Origin of the sequence: Dactylosporangium sp. NPDC000555, from assembly GCF_040300025.1 — a bacterium.
In the GTDB taxonomy this organism is placed as follows: domain Bacteria; phylum Actinomycetota; class Actinomycetes; order Mycobacteriales; family Micromonosporaceae; genus Dactylosporangium.
Genome location: NZ_JBEPDB010000045.1, coordinates 18,370 through 30,662 on the forward strand (window position 1 = coordinate 18,370; position 12,293 = coordinate 30,662).

Annotated in this window: 14 protein-coding genes and 2 pseudogenes; 9 read left to right on the plus strand and 7 right to left on the minus strand. The window is 66.6% G+C overall.

Translation table 11 applies throughout. The features are described 5' to 3' along the window. Nucleotides 1-8: 8 nt before the first annotated feature. A complete protein-coding gene (locus ABT297_RS24915) occupies nt 9-1,082 on the plus strand; it encodes an NAD-dependent epimerase/dehydratase family protein (RefSeq protein ID WP_350553751.1) in 1,074 nt (357 codons plus the stop codon). Here the strand turns inward: ABT297_RS24915 and ABT297_RS24920 are convergent. Next, nucleotides 1,021-1,560, minus strand: coding sequence for a GNAT family N-acetyltransferase (locus ABT297_RS24920; RefSeq protein ID WP_350553753.1), 540 nt, complete (start codon nt 1,558-1,560; stop codon nt 1,021-1,023). The two genes, ABT297_RS24915 and ABT297_RS24920, sit on opposite strands and share 62 nt — an antisense overlap. Further along, nucleotides 1,557-2,972, minus strand: a complete 1,416-nt coding sequence (locus ABT297_RS24925) for an NsdA family TPR-like regulatory protein (protein WP_350553755.1) — start codon at nt 2,970-2,972, stop codon at nt 1,557-1,559. Before ABT297_RS24925 ends, ABT297_RS24920 begins: the two co-directional genes overlap by 4 nt. Before the next feature lie 252 nt (nt 2,973-3,224). Here ABT297_RS24925 and ABT297_RS24930 point away from each other — a divergent pair, with 252 nt between their 5' ends. Next, nucleotides 3,225-3,983, plus strand: a complete 759-nt coding sequence (locus tag ABT297_RS24930) for a class I SAM-dependent methyltransferase (protein ID WP_350553757.1) — start codon at nt 3,225-3,227, stop codon at nt 3,981-3,983. On the opposite strand, the gene ABT297_RS24935 is transcribed toward ABT297_RS24930, so the two are convergent. Further along, on the minus strand, nt 3,938-4,366 hold the full coding sequence (locus ABT297_RS24935; protein WP_350553758.1) for a hypothetical protein: 429 nt from the start codon (nt 4,364-4,366) through the stop codon (nt 3,938-3,940). The genes ABT297_RS24930 and ABT297_RS24935 overlap by 46 nt on opposite strands. Nucleotides 4,367-4,414: 48 nt before the next feature. On the opposite strand from ABT297_RS24935, the gene ABT297_RS24940 reads away from it, so the two are divergent. From ABT297_RS24940 to ABT297_RS24955, 4 genes are read left to right on the plus strand one after another with little or no spacing between them, the layout of a single operon-like run. Further along, the gene (locus tag ABT297_RS24940) at nt 4,415-4,957 is read left to right on the plus strand and encodes a hypothetical protein (protein WP_350553760.1); all 543 of its coding nucleotides are present in this window, start codon (nt 4,415-4,417) and stop codon (nt 4,955-4,957) included. Then, the gene (locus tag ABT297_RS24945; protein ID WP_350553762.1) at nt 4,942-5,490 is read left to right on the plus strand and encodes a hypothetical protein; all 549 of its coding nucleotides are present in this window, start codon (nt 4,942-4,944) and stop codon (nt 5,488-5,490) included. Before ABT297_RS24940 ends, ABT297_RS24945 begins: the two co-directional genes overlap by 16 nt. A gap of 12 nt (nt 5,491-5,502) precedes the next feature. Further along, the gene (locus ABT297_RS24950) at nt 5,503-6,696 is read left to right on the plus strand and encodes an NUDIX domain-containing protein (protein WP_350553765.1); all 1,194 of its coding nucleotides are present in this window, start codon (nt 5,503-5,505) and stop codon (nt 6,694-6,696) included. 14 nt (nt 6,697-6,710) lie between these two features. Further along, complete coding sequence (locus ABT297_RS24955) at nt 6,711-7,328, plus strand: hypothetical protein (RefSeq protein WP_350553767.1); 618 nt, start codon at nt 6,711-6,713, stop codon at nt 7,326-7,328. A 275-nt stretch (nt 7,329-7,603) separates the two neighbouring features. Here the strand turns inward: ABT297_RS24955 and ABT297_RS24960 are convergent, their stop codons facing one another. After that, a complete protein-coding gene (locus ABT297_RS24960; protein WP_350553769.1) occupies nt 7,604-8,077 on the minus strand; it encodes a hypothetical protein in 474 nt (157 codons plus the stop codon). Between the two features lie 330 nt (nt 8,078-8,407). Further along, nucleotides 8,408-8,683 (minus strand): putative quinol monooxygenase, encoded by a 276-nt coding sequence (locus ABT297_RS24965; RefSeq protein WP_350553771.1) that lies wholly within the window; start codon nt 8,681-8,683, stop codon nt 8,408-8,410. Between the two features lie 397 nt (nt 8,684-9,080). Between ABT297_RS24965 and ABT297_RS24970 the strand changes: the two are divergent. From ABT297_RS24970 to ABT297_RS24980, 3 genes and pseudogenes are all read left to right on the plus strand, one after another. After that, a pseudogene (locus tag ABT297_RS24970) lies at nt 9,081-9,275 on the plus strand (transposase); the annotation flags it as partial. A 190-nt stretch (nt 9,276-9,465) separates the two neighbouring features. Next, nucleotides 9,466-9,612 (plus strand): annotated as a pseudogene (locus ABT297_RS24975) (transposase); the annotation flags it as partial. Beyond that, a complete protein-coding gene (locus tag ABT297_RS24980; protein WP_350553841.1) occupies nt 9,604-9,735 on the plus strand; it encodes a hypothetical protein in 132 nt (43 codons plus the stop codon). The pseudogene ABT297_RS24975 and the gene ABT297_RS24980, both read left to right, overlap by 9 nt. A 462-nt stretch (nt 9,736-10,197) precedes the next feature. Here the strand turns inward: ABT297_RS24980 and ABT297_RS24985 are convergent, their stop codons facing one another. Next, nucleotides 10,198-11,490, minus strand: coding sequence for a hypothetical protein (locus ABT297_RS24985; RefSeq protein ID WP_350553773.1), 1,293 nt, complete (start codon nt 11,488-11,490; stop codon nt 10,198-10,200). Beyond that, the gene (locus tag ABT297_RS24990; protein WP_350553775.1) at nt 11,487-12,197 is read right to left on the minus strand and encodes a GGDEF domain-containing protein; all 711 of its coding nucleotides are present in this window, start codon (nt 12,195-12,197) and stop codon (nt 11,487-11,489) included. Before ABT297_RS24990 ends, ABT297_RS24985 begins: the two co-directional genes overlap by 4 nt. Between the last annotated feature and the right edge of the window lie 96 nt (nt 12,198-12,293).

The window sequence follows — 12,293 nt, forward strand, 5'->3', positions numbered from 1 at the left end:
ATGACCAGGTGCGGGTACTGGTGCTTGGTGGTTCCTGGTTCGTTGGCAGGACCGTCATCGAAGAGGCATCCGGACGTGGGCATGACGTGACAGTGTTCAACCGGGGCGTCACTCCGTCGCCGCTGCCTGCAGGCGTTCGCCGGATCGTCGGTGACCGCGAATCGGCGGCCGATGTTCGGTCTCTCGCGCGGTCTGGTCCGTGGGATGTGGTCATCGACGTGAGCGGAAGCGTCCCAGCCGTGGTTCGACGCTCGGCCAGCGCGCTCGCCGACGTCGCCGAGCGCTGCGTGTTTGTGTCGACAATCTCGGCCTATCGGGAATGGCCACACGCTCCCGTCGATGAGAACTCACCTGTATGGGACGCCGATCCTGACAACGACCCGGGCACGCGCCGTTGGGATCCGGACGCTTACGGTCCGTTGAAGGTCGGCTGCGAGATCGCCTGCCAGGAGGCATTTGGTCTGCGGCGGCTGCTCGTGCTGCGGCCACATGTGGTGCTTGGCCGCTATGAATATGTCGGACGGTTGCCGTGGTGGCTTGCGCGGATGCGGCAGGGCGGTCAAGTCCTGGCGCCGGCCCCGGATCGAGCGATCCAGCCCATCGATGTCCGGGACCTTGCGCAGTTCCTGCTCGACTGCGTCGAGCGCGGCGATTCAGGGCTCTTCAATGTGGCCCCATTGGCGGAGGCGGCCTCCTACAGCCTCATGCTGCACGCCTGTATGGAAGCCACCGTTGTATCCGCCCAACGACAGGTTGAGCTGGTCTGGGTCGACGAGGACTGGCTGCTGGGCCAGGGGGTCACGCAGTGGACGGAACTGCCGCTATGGCGCAACGCCGCGGCCCCATGGGGCATGAATGTCGATCGTGCATACGCTGCCGGTCTACGGTGCCGCCCGCTCGCCGACACGGTCTATGACACGTGGGCGTGGCTGCGGGACGGTGGCCGCGCCGTCGACCATCAGCGGTTCGCCGAGCATGGCATCGCGGCGGAGAAGGAGTCAGCGATTATCGGACGGTGGCTCACCCGGACCGGGCGTGCAGGCGGGTTGAGCCGGCCAGCGTCTTCACAAACGCCCGGTTAATCGACGGGTCACGTCCGGGGACGTAGCGTGCAGTCGGCTTGTATCCGGTGCTGGTGAACAGGACAAGGGCGGCCTTGTTGCGGACACCAGTTTCCAGGATGGCGTGGCAGGCGCCCCACTCGATCGCTATACGTTCCAGACGGGCGAGCAGCGCGTGGCCGATGCCTCGTCCTCGCGCGGCGGGAACGAGGTACGTCTTCTTGATCTCGACTGTGGCGGTCCTGTCGTTGTACCAGCGGTAGCCGCCGCACCCCACCGGTAGGTCATGTCTGTAGGCCACGATGAAGATGCCGTTCGGCGTGGCGTAGTCGTCCGGTGTGAGGTCGACAGATTCCGCGAAACCGTAGCGCCCGAATTGTTCCTGGTAGAAGGCGGCCAGCAGGTGTGCGGCATCGGGATGGTTGACTTCGCGTTCGACGAAAGTGATCCCGCCAGCCAGCTCAGCGCACGTGCCCGGCATGGTGAGATCGCTCGTCATACGGTCGATAATGCCTCATCGAACTGTGGTAGGAATTCGGCGACGATCGGGGAGCGTGATCGGCGTGCCAGGACGGGTCGTAGCTGGCGCAGGTAGTTGCGCCCGCGTGGTGACTGCACGAACGGCAGTAGCCCGATGCAGGTCCGCAAGGCGGAGACCGCCTCGGCCAAGTCGCCGCGCCGCAGGTGGGCTTGGGCCAAGAAGGTCGTGTGGAGGAGCCCCGAACGGGCATATGTAGGGCCGCCGGTGTCCGATGGCGAGGTCATGTTCGCGACCGAGTCGGTGAGGAGCTCGATTCCTTCCGAAAGCAACCGGTTACGGCTCGTGGTGGTCTGTTCGGCGAGTATGACCAGGCCCTGGCCGGCCTCGGCGGCCAGTTGCATCGGGTTGAGGTAGTACAGGAACGACGGTCCGTCCTGCGTTCGGCTGCGCTCCAGCAGCTCGGCAGCCTGATCGGCGCAGCGCCGGAACCGGGCCAAGTCGCCGTCAGCTGCTGCGGCAGTCGCTTCCCGGCCGAGCAGTCGTGCCCGCAGGATCGGGTCGGCGGTGCGGCATTCCGCGGTGGCAGCTTCGGCGAGTCGTACGGCTTGGGGGCGGTGCCCGGCGAAGGCCGAGACGTAGCTGAGCATGCCGATGGCGTTCGCGGCTCGGTCCCGTGCGTCGAGTGCCCGGCATACACCAATGCTGAGCAGCAGATATCGCTCGGCGGAGCCGTACCGGCTGGAGTCGAAGTGCAGCCAGCCGAGCAGTTGTGCGAGATCGGCAACGATCGCCAGGAGCCTGCGGCCGGCCGCCAGGTCATAGTTGGCGTACTCGACGAGATCCACAACGTTGCGCAGCTCAGCCGTGACATACCGAAGGCTGAGGGCACCGCCGCCGTGCCGATCGTCCAATCGGCGCAACGCAGCGACATGCGCCTCGATCAGGTCGACCTGCTCGGCAAGGACATACTCATGACCTGCCCGATTCCGGGCAACGACGACCGCGCCGCGCAGCTGATCCAGGACCGCAGCAGTGAGATCGGCGCCCGAGGCGTCTTCGATGGGACTGCGCGGTGTCGGTGAGGTCGTGGCCAGGTGGCTGAGTTCCCGAACGAGGTCGTCGAGATGTGTGACCGCGTCCAGTCCGGTCGCCGCCGATCGTCGACTCTGTGCCGGTCCGTGGCTGGGCCACAGTTGTTCGACGGTGACGGTGAAGCCGAGCCGGTCGGTCAGCACCGCGGCGGCGACATCGGGGATCGGTGGGCGTGGCCGGAATCCTCGTCGGATCCATGAGTAGCCAGCTGTCGGGTCCAATCGTAGACGTTCGCGGCCCTGGCTGGACAGACGCGTGTTGATCGCATTCACGAGTTGGCGCGGTCCCCACTCGGCCAACCGCAGCAGGTCGGCCAGCGCGGCGGAGGTATCGCTCATCGATGTCCCCCAATCAATCGATTCCATCGCACAGTACCCGAACGGTGGCAGACGTGTCCGACCCGATTCGCCTGCGCGCCGAAGTTCACGACGTTCACGGGTTGGTGTTTGCAGTTCCCGACATTCACTGATCAGTACCCTGCCCCCAATGCGCTGGCCACTGCTGGACTCGATTCAAGATGAAAGGCGGACATCGATATGGTCGGGAACCGAACCCTCGAACGAAATCTGTCCGAAGACGGATACGGGCGGATGATCCGAGCGCTCAATGAACTGCACTACGCCGGAGAGACCAGCTTCTACAGCGCCGCCCCGTTGCGTTCGTGCGAGGAGTACCTGTTCGACCGGTATGGCCATGGCGCGCGGATCTTGGACGTCGGGTGCGGCGCTGGCCGAGTTACGAAGGCAATCACCGACCGCGGCGGCCGGATCGTCGGCGTGGACATCAACCCAGCGGCAATCAACGTCGCCCGGCAGAGGTGCCAGGACGCTGAGTTCATCTGCGCCAGCATGACCGAACTTCCGCTGCCTGATGAAAGCTTCGAACAGGTGTGGTGCCTGCGCTTCTCGTTCAACGCCTTGCCAACCGTCGCGGAGCGGATCGAGGCATTGGCGGAGCTGTGGCGGGTCTGCGCGCCGGGCGGCTCCGTGTTCGTCGAGGTGTTCAACTGGTACTACCGGGGCCGGTTCGGGCTGGTGCGGATCGCGAACGTACTCGACCAGTACGCGCGGCTTCTGCGGTGGCACGGTGAAGGCAGGCAACGGTCGGCGCCGATCCCGGCGCGGGACATCCTCTACCTGGCCAACAAAGCCGAGGGCGCCGCACCCGGCTTCGCCCACCTCACTACGGTCCGCGAGATGCAGCAGCTCGCTGCCACAACCAAGCTGGGCCAACATGCCACGGTCACCGGCGAGGAATCGCTGTTGGCGGGCACGCGGATACCGATACGTCCGCGCCACGGTGGCTATTCGATGTGGCTCGTGGCGACGAAGCCGGGCTGGCCGTCATGAGGCTGGTGCGGATAGGTGACCTTGCTGTCGAATTGCATGTCGACGGTCTTGCCGAGTGCAGCGTCGGCGACTTCGTAGGCTGCATCACGGAAGAAGCCGTTGACCCGGCGTCCGGATATCAGCTCTTCGTGACTGCCGGCGATCGAGCCCGGTTCGTTCTGCATCTTGGCAGCAAGACCATGTCGCTGACCCTTCCGCTTGGACGAGCCGAGCACGATCAGGCCACAACCGAGATCGGCTTGCTGCAAGCGCTCGCCCGAGGTGTCGCCTTCATCGAAGCGGCCGACTGTCAGACCAACACGTTGACCGTCCTGCTGCACGGCAGTGCCTTCGCGATCTCCGCTGACCATGCGATAGCCGTACTCGACGGTGGCCTCGGTCAAGGCAAGACATCACTTGCGCTGGGACTCGCCGCGCGATACGGGCAGTTGATGGTCGACGAGTTCACGTTCGCCGTGATGGCCGGACCGAATGTCACCGTGCTGCCCGCTCCGCAATGGCCGTGGCATGTCCGCCCGGACATGGCTCCGCACCTGCTGACCGAAAACGCCCATAGGCGGCTACTGTTTGAGGCCGACCTTCACGGCATCACTAGCAGGGCAATCGAGGCAGCGCCCTTGCGGATGATTCTGATTCCAGATCGGGCATTACCAGCTGGCGAGACGATGGACGTTCCACCAGTTGCGGCACGCCGGTTGCTGCACTGCGCCGTCACTGACCATGTGCGCAAACTCGCCGATCCCAGCCTCGATCACGTCTCGATCTTCCAGTCGCCGGAACAGATCGCCACCGCCGACGGCATGCCCCTGCACACCCGATCGGCCGTACCCACGTACGACACCGAGCGTGTGCTTGACGCGCTTGTGACAGTTCCCGCGGTTAGGGTTGGTATCGGCGGCCCGGCCGACCTACCGGTCAGCGTCGCCGCAGCCGGTGATCGCTTCACGAAACTGCTGGCATGGCACCAGGGTTGATCCTCCTAGCCGGTACCAGCGAGTCCGGCAAGAGCAGCGCCGGCAGCTATTTCGCGCAGCAACACCACGCACGCCGAGTCAAGATCCGATCAATCCTCGCCGAGCTGGCCAGCGGCCGACCGGTCACCCACGAGGGTGTACCGATGCGCGAAGGTTTCGACCATCAGGAGTTTCTGACGCTGGTACAGCGCTTGTACGAGTCCGGCGCCCCGCATGCGTTGGTCATAGAGAGCTTCATCGACGCCGAACTCGCCAAGGCGACGAGGCGAGCCTGGACCGGGCCGGCTCGCATAGTCTTCATCGCAGCGACGCGCGCCAACCGCATCGCCAGGCTGACCGCGAATGCCGGCATCAGCCCGGAGGAAGCCGCCGCCGCCATCGATCGCAAAGACGCCCGGAAACGAGTGGTTGAGCAGTGGCAGCAGTGGCGGTCGCTCGCGGACGACTGGATCGACAACGACGGTGACTATCCCGGCTTCTTGGCCGACCTCGACGCAGTCCTGATCAGGTTGACGACCGACACAATCGAATGAAGGGATGACGTGATGCGCCAGTATGCCTCCGCCGGGGCGATCGTCGTAACCACCGACCTGCGGCAGCCCCGCACCCTCCTGCTGGACCAGGTTCGGGTCACCGGCGAGCGGCAGACGGTCGCGGCGAAGGGCCGGTTGGAGCCCGGCGAGGCGCCCTTAGCTGCCGCTTTGCGCGAGGTCGCCGAGGAGGCCGGCCTCCACGACGTCATCTACGCGGGTTACCTGGGCCAGCAGGCATACCGCTTCACCGACAACGACGGCACTCCCGCCGCGAAGACCGTCGACTGGTTCCTCTTCGCTGCTGACGACACCACCGCGCTCACCCGCGGCGAGGAGGGGTTCACCACCGCCCGCTGGATCGACCTCGACACCGCCGGTGATGAGGCCAGCCACGCTGGATTCGGCGAATACCTCCGCCGCGCCGCGGACATCGTCTCATGGCGGCAACATCGGCCGTTGCCGTTCAGCACCCTGCTTGACCGGGTGATCCGGGACGTCGCCGACCAGGCCACGGCGATCCTCGCCGAGCAGCCAGACGCTGGGGTCGGCGTGTGCGGCTCAGCCGCTCGCGGCGACTACGTCGAAGGCTGGAGTGACATCGACCTGATCGGCTGGGGCCTGCCCGAAGCCTCACCTCTCATCGCCGGGCTGTCGGGCATGGTCGAGGAGTTCAGCGCCTGCCACGGTATTCGCGTGTCGCTCCGTCTTGCTGACGAACACGGGCACGATGTCCGCTCGCCAGGACCGGTACCCGACATGAAGCTACAAGCCGCACTGCGCCGTGTCGGCACCGACGTCGCCGTGATCGCCGGCGTCGCCCCCGCGACCGCCCCCGCGACCGTCGAGCTGCTGTCCAGCCTGGAATTGCTGCACGAACACGCCGCCCACGGCAGCACCCGCTGGAGCAGCGGGCGTGACCGGGATCGGCGGCTGCTGTCCATCGCGTGCAGCACGGCCCGCATCATCGTCACCAACGAGAACCCCGATGGTTCGCTGCGCCTGCCGGACGTCGTGCGTGTCCTGGAATGCGGCTGGCCGAGCAGCCAACTCGGCGCCTTGCTTGGCGAGTACGACACGTTCCGACGTGCGGGCGCCGAGTCAGCCGATACCGCCGCCCACCTCGCCAGGCGTGTGCCCGACGCCCTCACCGAGATGATCGAACTCGGCGGCTCGGTTATCGCGGCCCACAAGTCTCCGTCCAGGTGAGGTGCCCGATGCCGATGGTCTTCGTCGACGGCGTTGACGGCGCCGGGAAGACCACCATGATCCAACGACTCGCGCAATCCCTGCCGGCCCCCACGGTCCACGTCGCCGACCCTCTCTGGCACTACCTACCCGCGGTCACCGCCCCCACTGACTTCGCCTCCTGGGTTATGAGCACCTCAGCTGCCGAGGTTGCCATCGCCATCATCGACGCCTGTATCCATCGCTTGGCCGACATTCGGCGTCACCTCGAATTGAGAGGGCCTGGCACGGTGGTACTCGTCGACCGAGGACCACGGACCGTCGCTGCATCCGCCCGGGCGCACCTCGCCACCGGCGGGCCAGCTGAAACCGCTGTAGATCCTGAGTCCTCAATCAGGCGACTGCGGGCCACGATCGGGCAGGCCGCGCACGCCGACGACTGCATGGCAGTCGAACTGCGAGTCACCAGCTACGACGCCATCCTGCACCGTCTCGGCGACAGCGAACGAACCGATCCCCGATACCTGCGCTACCTCAGGGCTTTCCTGCAGTACTTCGAGGCCGAAACACCGTGGCCCGGCCTCCGCCAGATCGTGCTCGACGCCACCGCAGACCTCGCAACCAACGTGGGCTCCGTCCAGACAAGGCTTTGAGCAGAGACCGATCGGGTGTGGCCGGGATACCGTGCGGGACGCGCTGCACATCCTGCGCCGTGAGCTGCTCATCGTCACCGCACGCGGCAGCCGCTCATTGGTGCACCCTTATCTCACTCGAGCTGATGATGGTTCGAGTGCACCGGTGACCGTCGGGCCATCGCCCTGCTCGCTCGACCTTTGAGGTCCAGCGTGAGTTCTGCGAGGCCCGGTGGCCCGTGGCTCCGTCCGTGAGAACGGGGCCCAGATGTGCGCGACTTCCGGGCCCAGGTGGGTCAGTTTCCCTTGCAGGTCACCTGCTCGCCGCGTAGGTTAACCGCGACCTCCCCGAAGTCGACCTGCGCCTCGACACCCGGCCGATGCGTCTGCGGCACGCACACGTCGACCGGTCCGCGGCCGGCCTCGGCCCGGATCTTCGGCTTGCGGTCCGCGACGTAGGCCCGGACCACCGCGTAGGACACGTCGAGCATGTCGTGCTCGTCGATCAGCCGGTCATAGATCCGTTTCACCGTGTGCCGCTGCTTGCGGGGCGCGTCCAGATCCGCGCGCAGGATGCCGTCGATGATCGGTTTGAACTCATCCAGCTTCGACGGCCGCGGTGGCAGCGGCTTGCGTGGCTCCGGCCACGCCGACAGCAGCGCCGAACGCACCGTGCGCCGGCTGACCCGGTGCTGGCGGGCCAACGCCCGCACGGACATGCCGGCCCGCGAGCCCCGTCGGATCGCCGCGAACAGGTCAACCTTCGACATCGACGCCATCGGCAGGCTCCCGTCCAAACCAGCCGATGCTCCCACCAGCAACGGTGGGCCCGAAACTCACGAACATCGAAAACCACCCGAACGAGGTGATCCCCAAACTGGCCGACAAACCGCAGGTCACGCCGGCGGAACGGCGTGCCCACCGACCGCCTCGACAGGCCCACGACACGGGTCCGGCCCGTCGGCTGGCCGGCCGGAGCTACGTTGAGTAGCGGGAACCAGGTCTCAGACGGCTACCGGATCTGCCGAGTTGAGTGCGCCGCGGCCCGTGAGACCCCGGGTCGTGAGGGAGGCAAGCAGCAGGGACGGCGACGAGCGGGCTTACACGCCCAGACCTCCCACCACGGTTACTTCTTGGCTGGTGAACTCGCCCGTGAGCATCGGCATAGCCTTGCCGATCGCCGCCTTGGCTTCGGGAAGCTGGAGGGAAGCGTCGTGCTTATCCTTGCTCTGCCACACCTCACTCACCCAGATGGTGACGTCGTCGGTGTCCGAGATGCTCACGATGTACAGGTCGCATCCGGCCTTGCGTAGGCCATCAGCACCGCTCAGCAGGATGTCCACGACCTCATCCCGATGGCCCGGCTTGACCTTCATCGATCCGATGTATCCGTATGACACGACAACTCCCTAACGCGGCCACAAACTGGTCACATTCATGCAGCGAACGACGAAAGCGGCTCGCGACGGAGAACGATTCTCTGCGGCTCCGAGCGTACTGATCTGCCGATGAGCGCGCACGCGATCTTGCCAGCTCCCCGTCCACGCACCACCCACCACAGCCTGACCCAGACCAACCGCCTACCCCGGGCCCGACCACCACCACGGAGCACGCCGGAACGCCCGGCGGCCCCATCACGCCCACCGACATTCAATCAGTAGCAGTCGATGCAACGCTGGACGACGGCCGCGACCCAAGGCCAGTCGGTGGATTGAGGCTAAGACCGCATCTCATTTGGGGTTGTTGCTGGGCAAGGTCGTTCGTTGTCCGGTCATGGGTGATGTAGAGAAGTATTGCCCGGAAGCGTTGTGGCACCTCGCGCGGCCGCTGCTGCCCGAGCACCCGAAACGGCATCAGGGTGGCGGGCGGCGGCGGATCGATGACCGGATCACACTCGCGGCGATCCTGTACGTCCTGGACTCCGGCTGCGCCTGGGACGAACTGCCCGCCTCGTTCCCGATCTCGTCGAAGACCACGCACCGCCGGTTCACCGAGTGGGTCGCGCTCGGTGTGATGGCCGCGCTGCACCGGGCGACGCTCGATGTGCTCGGCGCCGCGGGACAGATCGACTGGTCGCGGGCCAGCATCGACGCCATGCATATGCGGGCGGTAAAGGGGGGCCTCACGGGGCCGAGCCCGGTAGACGCGGTAAGCCCGGCTGCGCGACTGCAAGCGCCGCGGTACGCGCGCCCCGGTCCTGGCGGTCGGCGACGGCGCGCTGGGGTTCTGGTCGGCACTGTGCGAGGTCTTCCCTGGCGCCCGGGAACAGCACTGCTGGTTCCACAGGATCGCCAACGTGCTCGCCGTCGACCTCGCCGAGGACGCCCGCCGACACGGCGCCGTCCATGTCGACCTACTCGGTGATCACCCGATCGTGATAACCCATCAGGACATCCACCCAGATAGCATCCTCATCCGGCCAGGCTGACACATCGTCCTGCTCGACTTCGACCACGCCGCGCGGGCCGAAGACACCGACGACTTCGTCAAGATCGACCGTTGGTGCCTACCTGCGGGCGAGGACCGCCGGCGTCTGCTGGATACCTATTGGCGTCTACGCGGCCAGCCAGCCGACCAGTTGTTCGAGCAGCGCCTCGCCTAGCGTGCACAGCTGCTCGGTGACGTTCGTGACGAACGCGTCCCGGGTTCGACAGGAACGGACAGTAGTGGGTCATCCCCCATCGGGGAAACCACAAAGTACATGCGGACAACCGAGCGCGGAAACGTCCGAACCCACTTGAGAGCCGCTGGCCGCCATGGCCGTTATCCACAATCTTCAACCAGAAGCGACAGCTCCCACCCTCCGCTCCGTGCACATGGCTATTCTCATCAACTTCGATAGTGACCGGACATCGCGGTGGCGGGATGGTCCCGCCACCGCCCAGTTTCGCTAGATGCTGTCGGCCTCTCGCGTGTCGTTGGACCCATGCCTGCCGAGGATGCGCACCGTAGTGCTGAGCTTGATCTCTGCATCCTTGGGGCCTCGGAGGTGGGGATGGATGTAGACGGGGCGGCGCAGTGCTCGGCCGGGGCCGTAGGGCTGATCGCGCCAGTGGCCGGTCACCCAGACTCGGTTGGTGTACGCCCTGTTGGTTGCTGTCCGTGAGCTGGTGTTCGCCTTGTGATGGGTTCGGATGTGAACGATTCGCACGTCGGGTAGAGGGCGCTTCGTCCGTTCGTACTTCTTGCGGACGTTCTTGTCGATCGCCGCGGGCTCGGCTTCGGCGGCGCCTTGGGCAACGAGGAGCCAGGTTGTCAGGACCGGCGCGATCGGCTGGCTTCCGCCCTCGCCGAGGCGTTGGCCGGGATGGAGGACCTGATCGCGGATCGGGGCGAGCCAGCCCGCGTCATCACGGAGTGCCTGCATGGCCTCGTCCCTGAGGCCGCCGCCGATGGCGCGGTAGAGGACGATCCAGATGGTGTCGTCGTGGCGTGTCCAGGTAGCGGCGGTGATGCCGCGAGGTGCGATGGGTCGGGACCAGATGAGCAGTCCGTCGTCGCACGGTGCGAGGTCGCGGGCTACGGTCACTGCCGGGAGGTCGGCTGCGGCGGCTTCGGCCATGTTGGTGAAGTCGTCGTCGACCCAGTGGAGGCGTGCACGGTCAAGCGAGTCGGCCAGGTGCGGCCGTAGCGGCGGCACTCTTGTTGTCGCCGGCAGGCCGAGCGGGCCTCGGCAGAACCGGGTGAGACCGTCGCGGATTCGGGGTAGATCGCGTGCGCCGAGGTTGAGGTCGGGCCACGCGGTGGTGGTGATGAGTGTTCGGCCGGGACGCCGGTCGGCGAGGAACCCGGTGTGCAGCGTTCGGTACGCCGCACGGGCTGCGGCGTCGCGGTACAGACCCGCCCGGCGCGCGGCACGTTCGGCGGGCGCGTGGTTGCGGCCCGCTTCGATGTCGATCGTGCACGGGACGCATGCTGCCCAGACCTCGCCGAGGTCTTGCAGCAGGTCCTGCTGCGCGCCGACGCCGAGGACGGCGACGCTGCCGCCTGTGATCGACCATGCGGACTGCGGGTCGCCGCAGAAGTCGCAGACGCGCCGCACGGTGTCCAGGTTGCGAACAGGCACCGGGACGGGCTGGTGGCCGTCGGTGTCGTGGTGCATGGGGTGCCCGTACTCGCCGTTGATGACGTTGAGCGGTAGGAAGCACACGGCGCAGGCCATCTCGTCGCGGGCCGGGATCATGCGGTCACCCCGGGGCGGTTGTGGCGCAGGTCGCGGGGGCGGGGTCCGCGACGGCGCTCCCGGTCGGGCATGGTCATGCCGGGCGCGTAGATGATGTGCCGGTTTCCGCCCTGGTGCTTGGCGTGGTACATGGCGGTGTCGGCCCGGTTCAGGGCGACGTCTTCGAGATGATCGGTGCTGTCGATGACGGCGACGCCGAGGCTGGCCTTGACGGCGGTCGCGACCGGTCCGTTGTCGGTGTCGACTTGGACGGGCTGGCCGACCGCCGAGACGAACTCGTCTGCGACGCGGGGGATCTCCTGGTCGCGGACGGGCAGGAGGATGACGAACTCGTCCCCGGACAGCCGCGCGGCGGCGCCACCATTGATCTCGGCGATCAGGCCGACTCGGTCCGCGACTTCCAGGAGAAGCGTGTCGCCGCCGTCGTGGCCGTAGGTGTCGTTGATCTCCTTGAACCCGTCGAGGTCGAGGAGCATGACGATGAGGGGCTGCGGTTCAGGTGCGGCGGCGAACCCGGAGTAGACGGCCTGCAGCCCGGTGCGGTTGAACAGTCCGGTGAGCGGGTCGTGGGCGAGCTGCCAGGCCGCGTCGGCAAGCTCGCGATATACGCGGTTGAGGGTCGGCTGGGCGGCGAGGTGGCCGAGCCCGAAGCCGATACTGAGGATCGCCGCGGCGATGGTGGCGATTCCGAGGATCGTGATGAACACTAGGTTCTCCATTTCGATGGAGACCCGGGACGCTCTCGTTGTCTAGGCGTTGCGTCCCGGGTCCTGGATACGACGACGGCCCGCCTTTGGCGGGCC